Origin of the sequence: Thioclava sp. UBA3469, from assembly GCF_002378135.1 — a bacterium.
Taxonomy (GTDB): domain Bacteria; phylum Pseudomonadota; class Alphaproteobacteria; order Rhodobacterales; family Rhodobacteraceae; genus Thioclava; species Thioclava sediminum.
In genome coordinates this window covers 1-17751 of sequence record NZ_DFRG01000008.1, presented here as the reverse complement: position 1 = coordinate 17751, position 17751 = coordinate 1, and the positions used below count along the sequence as shown (strand labels likewise).

The window sequence follows — 17751 nt, the reverse complement described above, 5'->3', positions numbered from 1 at the left end:
GGCCCAATTAGGAACATGCGGTGGAATCAATTTTCCGCCAGCAAGTCCTTCACCGTAAGCCGTCGCGATTTCCCGACGCCGCTCTGTCCAAGCATCGAGATAGGGAAGTTTAGCCCTCAGCACCGCAGCTTGTATCGGGTCGAGGCGCGAGTTTACACCTTTGATTTCGTTCACATATTTCTCTCGGCTACCATAATTTCGCAGAACTCGGATTCGATCTGCGAGATCCTCGCGATTGGTTGTGATCGCGCCGCCATCACCGAGCGCGCCGAGGTTCTTGCCTGGATAGAAGCTCCAGCACACCACGTCGCCATGTGCGCCGATACGCTGGCCTTTGTAACGCGCACCGTGGGCTTGGGCCGCGTCTTCGACAACGGCGATCCCCTTTTCCCGAGCGAGCTTCAGGATCGGATCGAGATCAGCCGGTTGCCCATAGAGGTGGACAGGCAGCAGCACCTTGGTCCGCTCAGTGACAGCTGCAGCGAGCCGCGCGGGATCGATATTATGCGTCGCGGTGTCGGGTTCGACTGGGACAGGGATTGCTCCGACTGCGCTCACCGCGAGCCAGGTGGCGATATAGGTGTTCGAAGGAACGATCACTTCGTCACCGGGGCCGACATCAAGAGTGCGCAGCGCGAGAATCAACGCATCGAGCCCATTGCCAAGCCCGACTGCATGAGATGCACCGCAATACTCGGCCCACTCCGCCTCGAAAGCCTCGACCTCGGGACCAAGGATATACCAGCCGCTTTCAAGCACACGCATAACGGCCGCGTCGATTTCTGTCTTTAGCTCCCTGTAAGCCGCGCCGAGATCGAGGAAAGGAATTATCATTTCAACAGCCTTTTACGCTCAAGAATGAACTCATCGTAGTCTCTTATGTAGTCGTCGGGGTCATAGGTGTGCGACGCGAAAACCAATAGGACGGCATCTCGACTATATCGGTATTGCGTGCCCCAAATCATATTAGGCATGAACACTCCCATTTCTGGGCGGTCTAGTGTGACTTCACATCGTTCTTCGCCATTGTCGAGCAAGACCCGGCATGTTCCATTCAAGCAAATTAGGAACTGCTGACATTGCTTATGAGCATGCTCGCCGCGCAGTTCGACTGACGGGACGTCGAAAACGGCAAAATACCTCGCGGGCGCAAAAGGAACCTCACTCGGCACCTCACCGACGGTCAAAGCGCCACGTGCATCAGTAACTCGCCGCATTAGATAGAGAGCACTATCGTCAACGCCGAGAGAAATTCGCCCTGGACGCGGGATGTCAGAAAAGCTGTTGATATCAACGTGTCGCGGTGCATCCGCCTCCTCCCGCACCGACGACCTTGCATATCCCACCACTTGCGCAGGATTTCCCTCGACAATCGAATTTGCGGGAATTGAACGTAGAACCACAGCCCCCGGGCGGACCACCGCACCTTGTCCAATAGTGACGCCCTCTCCAATCACGGCAGCGGCCTCGATCTTCGCCCGTTCACGGATCGTAATCCGCGAACCAGCCAAAACTACCCGCTCCCCGATCGAAACGCCAACCTCGACAATTGCATCATCTGGTACAATACAGTCCTGCGCGATTGAATTAGGTCGTGTCATTTTCATTCCTTTAGAACGGCGAGATGGTGTTCACGATCGGTCTCGTAGCGCTCCCGAGTATAGTCGAAGTAGATATTCGACATATCACAGCCAGTTTCGACCATACCTAAGCGCCTATAGAACGCCGTCGCATGACTGTTCTCGTGGCGAACGTCTATCCTCGCCACGGTTTTGTCGAGCTCTCCGAAGCCTATCCCAAATGATAGAACAGCGCTTTCCAACGCTGCCTTTGAGGGCTTGTTCTTATCGAGGATCCAGCTACCCCAAGTGAAATGATCGGCCTCGATATCGTAGAGCCGAACCAAACCACAGCGCCTACCGTCGTCAAGCCGCTCAGCGACGTAGTAATACTCAACTCCCTCCGCTTCACGAAGCTTGTAGGCCTCGATCCAGCGGCGCTGGTCCTCAACCGTGCCGGTCACGGCAGACAGATGCGTATTAAAGGCAGAATCCGTCCGCAATCCATGAATGTATTCAGCATCATCGGGCCTCACCACCCGCAACCTCAGCCGGGGTCCCGAAACTTTCAAAGGAGCCAGTGACCTCACAAACGCACCTCGCTCGCCCCTGCGGGAAGAACGCTCTTGAGGTCGAACAGCACATGTCGGTCCTTCCCGAACGCACGCAATTCGCCCTCCCCCATCTCGCGGAACTCTTGATGGGCAACAGCTAGAACAACAGCGTCATAATTGGCGACTTTAGGCTCGGCGACGGGCGAGATACCGTATTCTGCCTGAGCTTCATCCGCGTCGACCCAAGGATCATGGACATCGACATCCACGCCATAATCGCGCAACTCAGCCACCACATCGACAACCCGCGTGTTGCGCAGATCTGGGCAGTTCTCTTTAAAGGTCAGCCCAAGCACCAACACTCGAGAACCCGCAACCGGAATACCGCGCTTCAGCATCGCCTTGACGAGTTGCCCAGCTACATAGGCACCCATCCCGTCGTTGATCCGGCGTCCAGCGAGGATGACTTCGGGATGATAGCCAATCGCCTCCGCCTTATGTGTTAGATAATAGGGGTCGACGCCGATACAGTGCCCACCAACCAGGCCAGGACGAAACGGTAGGAAGTTCCACTTCGTCCCAGCTGCACGCAACACCGCATCGGTGTCGATCTCCAAGCGGTTGAAGATCTTCGCCAACTCGTTGACCAATGCGATATTGAGGTCACGTTGAGTATTCTCGATGACTTTCGCGGCTTCGGCTACACGGATGCTTTCGGCCTTGTGGGTTCCAGCCGTTACGATCGAGGCATAGAGCGCATCAACCACATCCGCCGCTTCCGGGGTTGAACCGGCTGTAACCTTCTTGATCGTCGTCAGCCGATGCTCCTTGTCGCCTGGATTGATCCGCTCGGGGGAATATCCGCAGAAGAAATCCTCGTTGAATTTCAGACCTGAAACTCGCTCGAGCACGGGCACACAATCCTCTTCGGTCGCCCCTGGATACACAGTGCTCTCATAGATCACGATATCCCCACGCTTCAGCGCACGCCCCACAGTTTCCGAGGCCTTGATCAGCGGCGTCAGATCGGGGCGCTTATGGGCGTCGATCGGCGTCGGCACGGTGACGATGAAGATCGTGGCTTCTAACAGCCGCGTCGGGTCGTCGGTAAATTGGAGTCGCTGCGCCTCGGCCAGTTCCTCCGCGGAGACCTCGCGCGTGTGATCTCGCCCAGCACACAGCTCGGCGATACGATCGGGCTTGACGTCGAAGCCAATGATGGGCCGGCGCTTACCGAATTCCACCGCAAGCGGCAGGCCGACATAGCCGAGGCCAATAACAGCAAGAGACCCCTCAGCAGTTAATTGCATTTCAAGCTATCCTTTACTTCCCGTAATACTCTCGGAACCATTTAACGAACCTAGCGATCCCATCTTTGAAATCGGTTTTTGGACGGTAGCCGGTCAATTCCTGGAGAAGCGTCGCATCAGCCCAAGTCGCAGGCACATCACCCATTTGCATTGGCATGTAATTGCGCTCAGCCTTTTGCCCCAGGCTATCCTCGATCGCATCAATGAAGTCCAAGAGGCGCACTTTGTCGGAATTGCCGATATTCACCACCCGGAACGGGGCGACCGGCGACAGACTATCCCATTCTGGGATTTCCTCGCGCGATGCCGGACGCTCGGGGACAGCGTCGATCAATAGGTGAATACCCCGCACGAGATCGTCGACATAGGTAAAGTCGCGATACATGTCGCCGTGGTTATAGATATCGATCCGGCGACCATCGAGAATGGCATCGACGAACTTGTAAAGCGCAAGGTCTGGTCGTCCCCAAGTCCCATAGACCGTGAAGAAGCGGAACATTGTCGTCGGCAGGCCCCAAAGGTGGGCATACGAATGCCCCATCGACTCGGTCGCCTTCTTCGTAGCCGCGTAAATCGTTAGCTGCGTGTCGGCTTTCTCGGTTTCAGTGAAGGGCATGTCTTCATTCGCGCCATAAACCGACGAGGTTGAGGCCATCAAAAGGTGCTGAACCTCTAACCGGCGCGCCGCCTCCATGACATTGAACGTGCCGATCACATTCGCATCGATATAGGCCCGTGGGTTCTCCAAGCTGTAACGCACACCTGCCTGCGCTGCAAGATGGACGATCACATCGGGTTTGAACTCATCCGCCACTTGATCGAACAGGACCTGATCTTCGAGCATCCCTTCGGTTACCGAGAAGCTCTGGTTCTGCAGCAACATCGCATGGCGACGTTGTTTGAGGCTGACGTCGTAGTAATCCGTCATTCCGTCATAGCCATGAACACGGAACCCTTCAGAAAGAAGAAGCTTCGCGAGATGGAAACCAATGAAACCGGCGGTGCCGGTAATTAAAACGCGCCTTTGGCTTTGTGCCTCAGTCATTTTTCGAATTTCCGTCTATCTCTAAATTCGCGCTTCGACCAACTTCTGCCTCAAGCGCTTCGATCTCTGCTTTCAGCGCCTCATATTCCGCAACTTTGCGTTCAAGAAACCGACGCGTCAGAGAGCCTTTTTCGGCGACCCCCTTCGGCGTCAAAATATAAGCGTAACGATGCTTGTGTTTCGAAGCCGAGAAGTTTCCGAGCTTGACTAACCCCTTATCGACAAACGCCTTAAGGACGTAGTTGATCGCCCCAACGCTGATGCCGACATGTTGGGAGAGTTCACGTTGGCTGATCGATGGTTTCTCTTCGATGAGACGTAGGATGCGATATCGAGCATCCTCGCGAGCTCGATCCTGAACCGAGCTCACTGCGCCGCCCTACTGTCAATTGCTACCGCACGAGAGCTGACCGCGGCCCGCCTCGTGGCAATGCTTTGATATGATGAATGCATGGCAAGCATGATGTTCAATTTTGAACGTAGCTGATCGCCTGAGGATGCACAACCAAGGAGAAGGAAGCAGCGCGGACCTTTCGCCAATTTCAGCAGAGGACCGCCCAGCGCTGGTCACCTGATGGCGCCCCGCTTCCCGATAGGCAAGCGAAACGCATATCTCTAGCAGTTAAGTGCGAAGTTCCACCCATCAGCGACAAAGTTCGCGCACTTAAGGCCCTAACACCTTCATTGAGAAAGACCCCGCGCAACGGACAAGAGGCACCCCCACCCGAAAAAACACTCAGTGACTGAAGCAGCCCTGCAAGTCGTTGAATGAAGCCCTCAAGGATTGTGGTGATCATTGCCGGAGCGCGGCCCTAACTTGGCTCTAAATAGTGGGCGCTTTCTATGTTAGCTTTTCTTTTCATTAAGTTGATAGGCGTAGGAAGAAAATCTGACAGTTCGAACAAAGCCATTTCAGCCATGCGTTGGCACCGCTAGGATTACAACTCAAAATGCGATCGGTTCGAGCAGTTTCGAGATCGTCGCCAACCGGCCACCCTCTCCATAACGCTCGCGCCCCAGAGCATGCCCCATCACGTCGCGCCGGATCCGCTCGTCGATCCCGGCGGCGAGCATGCGATCCTCGAGCGCGTGCCGCAGGCTGTAGAGCGAATGCCGCTCACTCTCGAGGAGGCCAGCATCCCGCAAATAGGTGTTCACTGTGGCACTCAGCGTGGCGGAGCTCTCGTGATAGCGCGAAAACCCATCCGGAAACGCTCGCATCGCATCGAGCGACACCCCGTGCAGCGGCATAACGCGCTCCGCATTCTGCGTCTTCAGAACCCGCCCGATCGGCTGCAACAGCAAATGCGGGATCGGATCCTCGAGCCGGATTTCCTCGGGCCGCAGCGCTGCAATCTCGCTCGGACGCAGCCCGGTATTCACCATCACGCGCAGGATCGCCCGCGCCTGCGGCTCCAGCCCATCGAGCGCACCGGGAGCCAGCAAGCGGCCCCGGACCCACGCATCGGAGAAGGACGGCCGCCGCGCGGCCTTCCCCTGCCGGAAGCCGAGATCCTCAAGCGGTAGCTCGAGCCCGAGCCGCATATCGCGGTTCACGCGCCTCAACACCGCACTCAGATGCGTCAGATCCTTGTTCGCGGAATTCGCGGTAAGCCTTTCGGACGCCATCCGCTCTGCCCACCAATCGCGAAAATCGAGGAAATCATCGCGCGTCAGATCATCAAGCGGCTTGTCACCGACAACCGCGATGAAATTCTGCACCGCCTTGATATGCGGGTAACGCCACCGCCGAACCTGGTCCGCACTCTTGCCCAAGGTCTTGTCGCGCGCGAGCCCCCAGAACAGCTCAAGCGCCCGCGATACGGTGATCAAAGGCAGTTCCGCCCCACCCAGAAGTGAATCCGCCCCTAGCGGATCGCGCATCTCGTCACTGGTAGCCAGATCGATACGCGCGAGTAGCTCTTGCACAGGCAGACGCGCCACCTTGCGCGCATCGAGAAGCCGGTAGCCTCGCGCCTTCGCAAACCGCTTGGCCGCAGCGAACCGCGCCTCCGCGTCCTCCGTGTCGCCATCGAGCATCGCCTCCCAGACCTCGACCTGCTCGGCCCAGAGCACCGGGGCCTTCTCTCGCGCCACCGCCTCAGACCCCGTCCGAAGGCTGATCACCACTTCGCGGCGCGGATCGACAGAGGCATACCCCTTGGGAACCCGCCGACGCAGATGCCAAATTTCGCCGCGCTTGGTGATGTTCATTGCACACCTCCGGGAAAGAGCTTTGTGTATCACTATGTGTAGCACGAAAGCCTTCCCTAGGGAATCGAATTCACCATAAATAACTGATTTATTTATATTTAGCCACGATCGCCACTTGGAAATCGAGATGTATATGTCGGAGAGGAATTCCGCCAAAAAGCCCCGAGAAGGAAACATGAGATCACGCCGCGCCTACGTCAGACGCGCCGGGCGTGATCGATCACCTGAGCAAACACACCAGCGGCCATTTCCTGCGCGGACCGGGCATGTGCGACATATCCGAAGGGTTCGACAAGCCGCGCAATTCCCGCGTCCTCCACCCCGGCGGCACTCAAGGCCGCTTCGCGCAATTGACGCGCCCGAAGGCTTCCCTGCGCCCCGATATAGAAAGCGCGAGTCTCCAAGGCATGCGTCAAAAGTGCGGTTTCGCGCTCATGGTCGTGGAAGAAAAGCGTGACGGCCGTGCGATAATCGACATGGGCCGTATCGGGCCAGGTCTTGCCGGAAAACGCGCATGCGCCTGCAATGCCATCGCGCGTCTCCTCGGCTCCGGCATATAGCGTGACCGGCAAACCCGCAGCCTGCGCAAGCGCGGAAAATCCCCGAGGCTCGGGACCGTCGCCAAAGACCAGAACCCGCACTTTGGGGCGCAAGGTCATCGTCAGACCGCCGCGCGTCGCGCCGTTTTCGATCTGGCCATCCGGCAGCACCGTCAGCGTCGCATTTTCACGCGCGACCAGACGGCGATGCACCACGTCCAGAACCTCACGATCCGGGGCTGGCAGCAAGGTTACTTCCAGCCCTCCCCCACAAGGCAGTTGAATATCCATGAAAGGCGACCCGCGCCCGTAACGCAGCACCGTCGGAGCGCCGGTTTTCAACGCCTCCACCGCGTGAAGCGCGACATCCTCGTCGATACATCCCGACGACAAATTGCCGAACCGCCGCCCGGCACCATCGACTGCCATGCCAGAGCCGAGCGGTCGATATGACGGTCCCTCGACATGGCTGATGAAACACAGACACATTGGCCCCGGCCCCAAGAACCGAGCCAAGGGCCATTCGGTCTCGCATAGAACTGTCGTTGACTGATCCATGCCATTTACCCTCTTAGAAAGGTGTCCGTTTCTCTGCATATCTCGAACTCGGATCGGCGTCCCAAAGTCGCCCCGCCTCCTTGCGACGAAGCTCATCCAATCCCGTTGCGTGCGGCCAACGCGACACGCCGCGACGTCTTCGGACGGTTTCGCTTCGCAGGTTCAAATCTCGCGCTCTCTCCCGGACCTACGCGCCGCGCTTTGACCCGAGAGAGAGGAGTAGATCGATCACAGCGCCTGGGATCTCTTAACCGATAATCAGCACTGGAAAGGAGGCCACGAGGATCAGCACACCCAGCATCACGCCGACATAGGGCAGCGCACCGGCAAAGATGGATTCCAGGGAGACGCTCCGGTCTCCAAGCGTCGAATGCACCGTGAAGATCGAAATCCCGAAGGGCGGTGTGAGCAACCCGACCTCGACCGCAATCACCGTGATGATGCCGAACTGGATCAAGTCGTAACCAAGGTGCTGCGCGATCGGAGCTGCGATAGGAACCACGATCAGCAGGATCGAACTGCTATCCAGGATCATACCGAGAAGCAGCACCAGCAGCACATAGACGATCAGGAACCCGACCGGGCCAAAGCCGCTGCCGCTCACAAAGGCGCCGATAGCGGCCGGGATACCTGCGACGGCAAGCATCTGGCTGTAGAAGCCAGCGGCCACCAGCAGCGCGAGGATGCCGACCGAGATGGTGCCGGTTTGGCTCAGCACCGCCCAGCAACCGCGCAGGTTCAGGCTACGCCGGAAGATCGCAATGATCAGCGCCGCGAAGGCTCCGACGCCCCCGGCTTCCGTCGGGGTGAAGAACCCGGAATAGAGCCCGCCGAGAACGAAGGTCACCAGCACGATGATCGGGACGATCTTGCGCAGGAGCTCGCCCGTCGACAGGTCATCATAGGCCTGCGCCTCGGGGTCGGTCTCTTGGGCCTTGGGAGAGGCAAAGACGATGCCGGGCGCGAATTTCGCGGCCAACAGGATCCACAACACGAAGCCCGTCGCCAGCAGCGCGCCAGGCACCAGCCCCGCGATGAACATCCGGCCGATGGATTGCTCGGCCAACACACCGTAGATGATCAGAAGCAGGCTCGGTGGGATGAGCATGCCGAGAACCGAACTGCCCGCGACGGTGCCCGCGGAAAACGAGGGCGAATAGCCGTGGCGCGTCATCTCAGGCACGGCGACCTTGGTGAAAACCGCTGCCGAGGCGATGGAAACGCCGGTCACGGCGGCAAAGACAGTGTTGGCGGCCACGGTGGCAATGCCGAGGCCGCCAAGCAGGCGGCGCAGCAGCGCCTCGGCGACGTCGAACGTATCCTTGCCCACATTCGAGATGCTGACCAGGTGCCCCATCAGAACAAAGAGCGGGATCGTCGCGAAGAGATAGTTGGCAACCCCATTGTAGGCGGCGATGGACATGAGCCGCATGGAAAGGTCGAAATTGCCGCGAATGATCCAGACCCCGGCAAAGGCCACGACCAGAAGCGCCACGGCGATGCGCATCCCCAAGAGCACGAGCGCGAAGAGCACGCCAATGAGGATCAGTCCTATGGTGATGCTGCTCATGTCAGAAGTGCTCCTCAGTCGGGCGGTTCAGCAGGGTCTCGACGGCCGAAAAGATGCAGGCGAGACTGGTGACAGAAGCCCCCAGCACCACCAACAGGTGGAAGGGGAAGGTCGGCAGCGTCCAGACGCCGCGCACTCCGAAAAACTCGGAGCTGACCCAGGCGTCATGCGTATCGGGCCAGGCGGCCAGCGACACCAGTCCGAAGATGACCGCCCCGGCAAGCGCAAACAGGCTGTCCAGTAGCCGCACCGACCGGGGCGAAAAACGCTGGAGCCCACGCATCAGGAAATCCGACCGGATCAGGGTGCCGTTCAGCGCGGCAGCCGGCAGCAGCAGGAAGACGATGGCCACGACCGAGCGGGCCGCGATCTCGGCGACGCCGATGATCGGTGCGGCCAGAAAATTGCGACCGACCACGTCGGCGACGATCAGCAACATGATGGCAAAAATCCACAGCACGCCCACCGCCGCCATCGCGTTCAGGGCAAGCTGTAGCCCGCGCCGAAGCGCGGGCAGGCTTGTAGCCAGGAGACTGGCGCGTTGCATAGAGGCTCCCTCAGTTGCGCGCGGGATCGAAGCCATGGCTTCAGATCCCGGCGGTCCAGTCACGGGCAGGTTTGATGCCACGAGCTTCCAGTTCGCCAAAATACGCTTTGGCCACCGTTGCCGCCGCCGCGCCATTGGCCTCAAGCCAAGGCTTCGCGACGTCGGGGAGCGTCTCGGCCCAGCGTTCGCGCTCTGCAGGGGCCATTTCGGTGATCTGCAGCCCGGCGCCCTTCATCTCGGTGATCGCCTCGGTCGTGCGTTTCGTGATGTAGTCGCCATGCGCGCGCGAGGTGATACGTCCCGCTTCTTTCAGCGCGGCCTGCACGGGCTCGGGCAGCCGGTCGTAGAAGCCCTTGTTCACCGCGATCCCGCCGAAATACATCGAGCCGAAGCCGACCCGCGTCAGATGCGGCGCAACCTCGTAGACTCGAGTGGGCTGGATCCCGCTGGCGAAGGAGAGCGTGCCCTCGGAAACGCCGGTCTGGATGTCGGTGTAATAGGTGGTCAGCGCGCCATCCACCGGCGTGCAGCCGGTCTCCGCCAGCCAGTTGGCCGAGGTGCCCGGCGCGTTGAGGCGGCGGTTCCTGATGTCATCGACCGAGGTGATGGGGAATTTGGCGTAGACGTCGTAGCTGTCGGTCACCAGCGAGGACAGATGCACCATGTTCTGGTCGGTCCACCCTGCGCGCAGCTCCGGCAGCTCGTCGGTCAGCTTGTCGAAGATGTCGATGGTGACGTTATGATCGACATTCGCGAAGGGGGTGAAATAGGTCACGTTCTGCAGCGGCATCGCCGAGCCTTCCCAGACCGTCCCCACCATACCGACATCGACGATGCCGTCGCGCACCGCCGTGCGGGTGTCCTTGAACTTGTAGAGCGTGCCGCCGTAGTTCTCGTTCCAGCTCACGGAATACTCGCCGCCCGCATCCGCCAGCAGCTTTTCGAGCGCCGGTTGCAGTGCGTTCTGCATGGCGTAGACCCAGATATTGTTGGTCGGGTGGCTTGACCCGATCTGAATCGAGATGTTCTGAGCCGCGATGCTGCGGGTGTTCAGAAAGGGCAGCGCCAAGGCTGCCGAGGACATGGCCACAAAGGCCCTGCGTGTGGTTGTCATTAGTATCCTCCTCCCAAGGATGGTTCTTGTTATACGCGCTTTTTTTCGTGTCTGGCCTGACCTCGCTGCGCGCCAGCGGATCAGGTCGGCCCAGCCTCCTCCGGTTGGGCCAACGCATCGGAAAAATTGGTGAAAAAGGCGTCGGTCAGCTTCTGCGCCGTGGCGCCGATCAGCCGGTTGCCGAGAGAGGCGAGCTTCCCGCCCACCGCGATATCGGCGTCATAGCAAAGCCGCGTGCCGTCCGCCTCGGGCGCCAGCGTCACCTGCGCCGCCCCCTTGGCGAACCCCGCGACCCCACCCGAGCCTTTGCCGGACAACGTGCAGGATTGGCCGGGCACGATATCGCTCAGCGTGACCGCGCCCTTGAAGCGGGCCGAAACCGGGCCGATCTTGAGCTTCACCACAGCAGTGAATTCGGTTTCGCTTAGCTGTTCGAGGCTTTCGCAGCCGGGAATGGCTTCGGCCAGCACGTCACGGTCGAAGAGTGCCGCCCAGACGGTCTGGGGGTCGGCGCTCAGGAGCTGCTCTCCTTCAAGCTTCATGGATCGGTCCTTTGCTTTCGGGCCGCGTCGAGCGCATCAAGGATGCGCAGCGGCGTCATGGGTGTCTGGGTGAGCCGTGCGCCAAAGGGGCGCAGCGCGTCATTCACCGCGTTCATCGCGGCGGCGCCGGCAGCGGCGGTTCCCGCTTCGCCCACGCCCTTGGCGCCAAGGATCGTGTCCTCGGTGGGCGTCTCGATATGGGCGATTTCGATATCGGGCATCTCGCAGGCCATGGGCACGAGATAATCGGCGAGCGACCCGTTGGTGAGCTGGCCGTCGGCGTCGTACTGGCATTCCTCGAAGAAGGCGGGGCCAAGCCCCTGCACGACGCCGCCGCGGATCTGTTCGTCGACCAGAAGCGGGTTGATGATGCGCCCGCAATCCTCGACGACCCAATGCTTCAGGATCCGCACGATGCCGGTCTCCACATCGACCTCGACCAGACTGCCCTGAATGCCGTTGGTGAAATCGAACGGGTAGCCGGAGGGCGCGAAATGATGCGCGACGGTCAGCGAATGATCGACCCCGTCGGGCAGCGTGTCGGGCCGGTAGGTGGCGACGCGGCCAATCTCTTCGAGCGTGATGCGCGCCTCGCCCGTGGCGACATCGACAACCGCGCCATCTTCGAGCCGCAGTGTCGCCGGATCGGCCTGCAGTAGCGCGCCCGCCAAAGTCAAAATCCGCTCGCGCAACTTGCGTCCGGCGCGCAGCGCCGTCTCGCCGCCGATGCCGGCGCCCCGGCAAGCCCAGGTGGCGCCGCCGCTTGGCGTGGTCGCGGTGTCGCCCGTGGTGACGCTCACCCGTTCGGGCGAAACACCCAGCTGATCGGCGACCACCTGCGCGATGATCGTCTCGGTGCCCTGCCCTTGCTCGGTGACCGAGATGGCACAATGGATGTCGCCAGAGGGCGTCATCCGCACCACTGCACCGTCCTGCGCGGAGATCCGCGCCCCGCCGACGCCGTAGAAGGCCGCGCCGGGATTGGTGATCTCGACAAAGGAGGCGATGCCGAACCCGCGATAGATGCCCTGTTCGCGCAGCCGAGCCTGATCGGCACGTAGCGCGTCCGGGTCCATCATCTCGCGCAGCTTGGCCAGACTGGCCTGATGCGAGAGCTTCTCGAACTGATAGCCGGTGGCCGAGACATGCGGATAGGCATCGTCGGCAATCAGGTTGCGGGCACGGATCTCGAACGGATCGAGGCCCGTGACCTCCGCCGCCCGTTCAACCAGCGCCTCGGTCACCGCACAGGCGATGGGATGCCCCACCGCGCGATACTGGCTTGTCTGCACCTTGTTCTGAAAGGCGACCTGCAGCCGGCCGCGATAATCAGGCATGTTGTAGGGAGCGCCCATGAGGCGGATCACCTGATTGCCCTCGGCAGCGCTGGTGCGCGGATAGGCCGAGACCGCGCCGACCGGCGCCAGATCATCGACGTCCATCGCGAGGATCTTGCCCTCCGCGTCCAGCGCCATGCGGCCCTTCACGATATGATCGCGAGCGTGGATGTCGGAAAGAAAGCTCTCCAGCCGGTCGGCCACGTAGCGCACCGGGCGCTCGAGGATCATGCTCGCCGCGACGGCGCCCATCTCTTCGTTATAGACATGCAGCTTCATGCCGAACGAGCCGCCCACATCAGGCGCGATGACGCGGACCTTGCCCTCGGGCAGACCGAAGTGGCGCGCATAGACGTCCTGGAACTGATAGGGTGTCTGCGTCCCGTGATGCACGGTGAGCGCGCCACTCGACGGGTCGAAATCGGCGATCACCGCGCGCGGCTCGAGCGTGACGGCGGTGTGGCGGCCGAAGGTGAAACTGGCCTCGACCACGTGCGCGGCATCGGCAAAGGCCTCGTTCACCGCTGGCGTCTCCAACAGCGCCTCGTAACAAAGATTGTCCCGCGCGCCACTGTTCGCCAAGGGCGCGCCGTCCTGCAGAGCCGCAGCGCCATCGGTCACCGGCTCGGAATCCTCGATATCCACCATCACCAAGTCGGCGGCATCCTCGGCCTCGGCCCGGCTCTTGGCGATGATCATCGCCACCGGCTGGCCGGTCCACAGCACTTCCTCCTCGGCGAGGATGTTCATTGGCGGGCTCTGCATGCCTGCGAAATGATCGAGCGTGCCGACCCACGGCTTGCAACGCGCGTTCAGCTCGGCGGCTGTCAGGATCCGCACAACGCCGGGGGATTGTTCGGCTTCGCTCGTGTCGATTTCGACCAGCCGACCCTTTGCCATCGGGCTACGGACGAAGACTGCGTGCAGCATGCGCGGCAGAGCGAGATCGCTGACAAAGCGACCCCGACCTGCGAGGTGGCGACGCGCATTCTCGCGGCGCTGCGACTGGCCGATATGCAGGGTCATTTCGCCGCCTCCGTCCGGGCTGCGCGGTCGCGGGCTGTGGTGTCGATAGCGTCCACGATGGCCTCGTAGCCTGTGCAGCGGCAGTAATTACCCGACAGCGCGTCGCGGATTTCGTCTCGCGTCGGCACCGGGTTCGCCTCCAGCAACGCCTGCGCGCTCATCAGCATTCCATTCGTGCAAAAACCGCATTGCAGCGCGTTGCGGTCGTGGAAATGCGCCTGAAGATCGGCCGCAGCACCGGTCTCATTCAGCCCCTCGATCGTCTCGATCGTGCTACCTTCCGCCTGCACCGCCAGCACGAGGCAGGCATGCACCGGAACGCCGTCCATAAGCACGAGACAGGCCCCGCAGGCGCCCATTTCGCAGCCCAGATGCGTGCCCGTCAGGCCCAGATCCTCGCGCAAGAAATCAGCGAGACTGGTGCGGGGGAGAACGGCTTCCTGAACCTGTTCGCCATTCACGGTCGTGCTCAACAAAATCTTCATTGAACAGCCTCCATCCGGGTCAACACCCGCCCGAGAAGGACGCGCGCGAGTTGCAGGCGACGCTCTGCCGGAAAACCGGGATCGTCGGGTGGGTCGAGATCGGTGGCCAAGGCGGCCTGAGCGCGGGCAATGGAGTCCGAAGAAAGCGGGGCGCCTTCCAGCGCGTCTTGCGCCGCGGTGGCGCGCGTCGGGGCGACACCCACTGAAAACAGCGTCACCGACGCATCGGAAACCACGCCATCGGACATATCGGCCTGTGCGGCAACGCCCACCATGGCGTAATCGCCCCGGCGACGCGCGATCTCGTCGAAGCCGAACAGCCGTCCTTCGGGAGGGAGCGGCACGTGAATGGCGGTCAGCACTTCGCCGGGGATGAGGGCTGTTTCGTAAAGGTCGAGAAAGAAATCGTCGGCGGCGATCATGCGCTGGCCTTCGGGCCCCATGACCTCAAGCTCCGCCCGCATGGCCAGCACAGCAGCCGGGAATTCAGATGCCGGATCGGCAAGCGCCAGATTGCCGCCTATTGTGCCACGATTGCGAATTGCAGGGTGCGCGACATGGGGGGCAGCGCGGGAAAGCAGCGGCGCATGGCGCGCGATCAACGGATTGGCCAGCACCTCCGCATGACGGGTCATCGCACCGATGCGCAGCGTTTGGTCCTGCAGCTCGACACCATGCAGTTCGGCAATTTGCGAGATGTCGATCAGCCGCGACGGCGCCTGCAGACGCAGCGCCATCGAGGGCACGACACTGTGCCCGCCCGACAGGTAGACGGCGTCGCCTCCCGCGTCGGAATGGAGCGCCCATGCCTCAGCAAGACTGCGCGCACGCAGGTATTCGAACGATGGTAATTTCACTTATCCTCCTCCGGCCCGCAGCTCTCCCCAGCTACAAAGTGACCATTTGGTAACTTCTATAATGCAGGACAATTGGGACCGGTCAAGAAAAAATGACCAGTTGGTTACAACAATGGTTTGCATTAGGCTCGGGATAAGAGAAGAGAGACAGGCATGACCTCGGAGAAAAAGACCGAAAATCAACGGCCGCGCCGCAAGAACATGCGCGGGGAAGAACGCGAAAAACTGATCGTCAGCGAGGCGGTCCGGTTCTTCGCCGAATCGGGATTTGAGGGCCAGACACGCGAATTGGCCAAGCGTATGGGCGTGTCCCACGCGGTCATCTACCGGCACTTCGAAAGCAAAGACGCACTGATCGAACGCGTCTACGAGCATGTTTTTCTAGAGCGCTGGAACCCGGACTGGGACACGCTCGTGCTCGAAGGCGACCGTTCTCTTCAGGATCGCCTTACGCAGTTCTACATCGAATACTCTGAACGGGTGTTTGACTATGACTGGGTTCGAATCTTCGTGTCATCCGGGCTGAAGTCCTACGGCCTGACCGAACGCTACCTCGATATCATTCGAACGAAGATCATCGAGCCGGCTGCGATAGAATTGCGTGCTTCCCGGCACAACCCGCAAGACCGCGACGCGCCAGACACTGATGAGGTCGAGCTCCTCTGGGGGTTACACGGGGCGGTGTTCTATATCGCTATTCGGAAATACGTCTACAACATGCCCGTGGAAATCGATGTCGAGGCAACTGTGCGCGCTACTGTAAAAAACTTCTTCGAGGGCGCTCTTAACGACGGCTCATCGCACTGAAACGCCCCGGCGCTGCGCCTCACTAATTTGAGGCCTAACACTCCTACGAATTTCGTAGTTCATGCATGGCTATCACTACATCGTATCAGACCCCGTAATGCCGGCGGCATTCCTTGTCGTATAGCCCCTGCGAATTGCGAGCGCGGAGTAAACACGCCAATGCACCAACAATCCGCCCGCTACTACACTATCAATCAAGTCACCGAAATCAGCCGCGTTATCCACGCCACAATCGATCGCAGACACCGAGATCGAGCCGACTTTCCGCGAAGACTTCTACTGGGCAACAATTGCGCGCCGTTCAGCGTGACAGACATCGCGGCTTGGCTCGAACGCTTCGAGGCTCAGGCCTGAGTGGGGTGACAAGTCGAAGGCCATACGAGCCTCAGGCGTTGGAACAAAAACCAGATAGGAAAGCAGCCAGTGCGTCGACCGCCGCCCCCATATCCCCGGCACTCGCATATTCGGCCGGGTTGTGGCTGATCCCGCCTTTGCAGCGCACAAACAGCATTGCGATCGGGCAGAGATCGGCCATCGCGGAGGCGTCATGCGTCGCCCCCGACGGCAGCTCGGGCGCGGGCGCTCCGGTCGCGGTGCGAACGGCTGCGGCGAGCCCCTCTCGCAGCCCTGCATCGCAGGCTTGGGCGGGTTGGGCATAGGTCTTCTCAATCTCGATCTGCGTCGCCGTGGCCTCGGCGATCTGCGCACAAAGCGGGCTGAGCGCCGCGCCCATCGCGGTGCGGGCCGGGTCTTCGGCGGCGCGGATCTCGATGGTCAGATCGATCCGCGCGGGGATCGCGTTGACCACGTTGGGTGAGATATCGAGCTGCCCGACCGTCGCCCGGATACCTTGATCGCGCGCCATGTCATGCACGCCGCGCACCAGATCCGAGGCTGCTAGCAGCGCGTCGTGGCGCATCTCCATCAACACGGTGCCCGCATGACCCGCCTCGCCGGTGATCGTGACGCGATGCCGCTCGATCCCGGAAATCGCGGTGACGACGCCGAGCGGCTTGTCCGCGGCTTCGAGCACCGGGCCTTGCTCGATATGCAGCTCCAGATAGCCTGCGATCGTGGCCGGGTCGCACGCCAACGCTGCCGTGCCTTCTGGATCGCCACCAAAGGCCTTGAGCGCCGCACCGAGGCTTACGCCCGCCTTGTCCACCATCGCGAAAACGCCTTGGTCGAGCGTGCCCGCCAACGCGCGCGGCCCGATCAGCGCGGTCGGGAAACGCACGCCCTCCTCATCGGCGAAGGCCAGCACCTCCACGGCAAACGGCAGCGCGCGATCGCCAAGCGCTTCGAGCGCAAGGCATCCCAGCGCCACCCCCATGATCCCGTCGAACGCACCGCCATGACGCACGCTGTCCTGATGCGAGCCGATCAGCAGCGTGGGCGCGCCCGCAGGCCCTGCGCGCCGCGCGATCAGCGTGCCCGCCGCATCGCGCGTAACCGTGCAGTCCGCCTGATTCATCCAACCCGCGATGATCTCCAGCGCAGCCTCGTGCTCGGGACCGAACGGCAGCCGGGACACGCCGGGACCGGGCTCGGAGGCTTTCGCGATCGTCTCCAGCCGCTCTTGCGCAACTGCACCGCTTTCATGGACCTGATCTTTTCTGATCAGGTCCATTTTCCTGCTTCATCGTGGCCGGTTTCCCGACAGGATCAGTCCCGCCGCCAGAGCCTT

At 61.0% G+C, this 17751-nt stretch carries 17 protein-coding genes; 1 reads left to right on the top strand and 16 read right to left on the bottom strand.

Annotated elements, in window-relative coordinates; all coding sequences use genetic code 11:
* The 15 genes from B3D39_RS00630 to B3D39_RS00560 form a co-directional block, all read right to left on the bottom strand.
* Window positions 1-834 (bottom strand): DegT/DnrJ/EryC1/StrS family aminotransferase (locus B3D39_RS00630; protein WP_286789282.1); only part of this gene is annotated, 834 nt, incomplete at its 3' end.
* Complete coding sequence (locus tag B3D39_RS00625) at window positions 831-1601, bottom strand: WxcM-like domain-containing protein (protein ID WP_286789281.1); 771 nt, start codon at window positions 1599-1601, stop codon at window positions 831-833. The genes B3D39_RS00625 and B3D39_RS00630, both read right to left, overlap by 4 nt.
* A 2-nt stretch (window positions 1602-1603) precedes the next feature.
* Complete coding sequence (locus tag B3D39_RS00620) at window positions 1604-2149, bottom strand: GNAT family N-acetyltransferase (RefSeq protein ID WP_286789280.1); 546 nt, start codon at window positions 2147-2149, stop codon at window positions 1604-1606.
* Complete coding sequence (tviB, locus tag B3D39_RS00615; protein ID WP_286789279.1) at window positions 2146-3423, bottom strand: Vi polysaccharide biosynthesis UDP-N-acetylglucosamine C-6 dehydrogenase TviB; 1278 nt, start codon at window positions 3421-3423, stop codon at window positions 2146-2148. The genes B3D39_RS00620 and tviB overlap by 4 nt, the downstream gene beginning before the upstream one ends.
* 13 nt (window positions 3424-3436) lie before the next feature.
* Window positions 3437-4468, bottom strand: coding sequence for a GDP-mannose 4,6-dehydratase (locus tag B3D39_RS00610; RefSeq protein ID WP_286789278.1), 1032 nt, complete (start codon window positions 4466-4468; stop codon window positions 3437-3439).
* Window positions 4461-4838, bottom strand: a complete 378-nt coding sequence (locus tag B3D39_RS00605; RefSeq protein WP_286789277.1) for a MarR family EPS-associated transcriptional regulator — start codon at window positions 4836-4838, stop codon at window positions 4461-4463. Before B3D39_RS00605 ends, B3D39_RS00610 begins: the two co-directional genes overlap by 8 nt.
* A 575-nt stretch (window positions 4839-5413) precedes the next feature.
* Window positions 5414-6682 (bottom strand): DUF6538 domain-containing protein, encoded by a 1269-nt coding sequence (locus tag B3D39_RS00600; RefSeq protein ID WP_286789276.1) that lies wholly within the window; start codon window positions 6680-6682, stop codon window positions 5414-5416.
* Between the two features lie 197 nt (window positions 6683-6879).
* Window positions 6880-7875 carry an XdhC family protein gene (locus tag B3D39_RS00595; protein ID WP_286789275.1) on the bottom strand — a complete coding sequence of 332 codons (996 nt, stop codon included), beginning with the start codon at window positions 7873-7875 and terminating at the stop codon, window positions 6880-6882.
* A gap of 151 nt (window positions 7876-8026) precedes the next feature.
* Window positions 8027-9349: a TRAP transporter large permease gene (locus B3D39_RS00590; protein WP_078572507.1), complete on the bottom strand. Its 1323-nt coding sequence runs from the start codon at window positions 9347-9349 to the stop codon at window positions 8027-8029.
* Between the two features lies 1 nt (window position 9350).
* Window positions 9351-9896, bottom strand: coding sequence for a TRAP transporter small permease subunit (locus B3D39_RS00585; protein WP_286789274.1), 546 nt, complete (start codon window positions 9894-9896; stop codon window positions 9351-9353).
* 40 nt (window positions 9897-9936) lie between these two features.
* Complete coding sequence (locus B3D39_RS00580; RefSeq protein ID WP_078601945.1) at window positions 9937-11010, bottom strand: C4-dicarboxylate TRAP transporter substrate-binding protein; 1074 nt, start codon at window positions 11008-11010, stop codon at window positions 9937-9939.
* 80 nt (window positions 11011-11090) lie between these two features.
* Window positions 11091-11552, bottom strand: a complete 462-nt coding sequence (locus B3D39_RS00575) for a CoxG family protein (protein WP_078572504.1) — start codon at window positions 11550-11552, stop codon at window positions 11091-11093.
* Window positions 11549-13915, bottom strand: a complete 2367-nt coding sequence (locus B3D39_RS00570) for a xanthine dehydrogenase family protein molybdopterin-binding subunit (RefSeq protein WP_286789273.1) — start codon at window positions 13913-13915, stop codon at window positions 11549-11551. Before B3D39_RS00570 ends, B3D39_RS00575 begins: the two co-directional genes overlap by 4 nt.
* Window positions 13912-14400: a (2Fe-2S)-binding protein gene (locus tag B3D39_RS00565; protein ID WP_078572502.1), complete on the bottom strand. Its 489-nt coding sequence runs from the start codon at window positions 14398-14400 to the stop codon at window positions 13912-13914. Before B3D39_RS00565 ends, B3D39_RS00570 begins: the two co-directional genes overlap by 4 nt.
* Window positions 14397-15257, bottom strand: a complete 861-nt coding sequence (locus B3D39_RS00560; RefSeq protein WP_078572501.1) for an FAD binding domain-containing protein — start codon at window positions 15255-15257, stop codon at window positions 14397-14399. The genes B3D39_RS00565 and B3D39_RS00560 overlap by 4 nt, the downstream gene beginning before the upstream one ends.
* Window positions 15258-15410: 153 nt before the next feature.
* Between B3D39_RS00560 and B3D39_RS00555 the strand changes: the two genes are divergently transcribed.
* Window positions 15411-16064: a TetR/AcrR family transcriptional regulator gene (locus B3D39_RS00555; RefSeq protein WP_210402184.1), complete on the top strand. Its 654-nt coding sequence runs from the start codon at window positions 15411-15413 to the stop codon at window positions 16062-16064.
* 385 nt (window positions 16065-16449) lie between these two features.
* Here the strand turns inward: B3D39_RS00555 and B3D39_RS00550 are convergent, their stop codons facing one another.
* Window positions 16450-17694, bottom strand: coding sequence for a M20 family metallo-hydrolase (locus B3D39_RS00550; protein WP_286789272.1), 1245 nt, complete (start codon window positions 17692-17694; stop codon window positions 16450-16452).
* Between the last annotated feature and the right edge of the window lie 57 nt (window positions 17695-17751).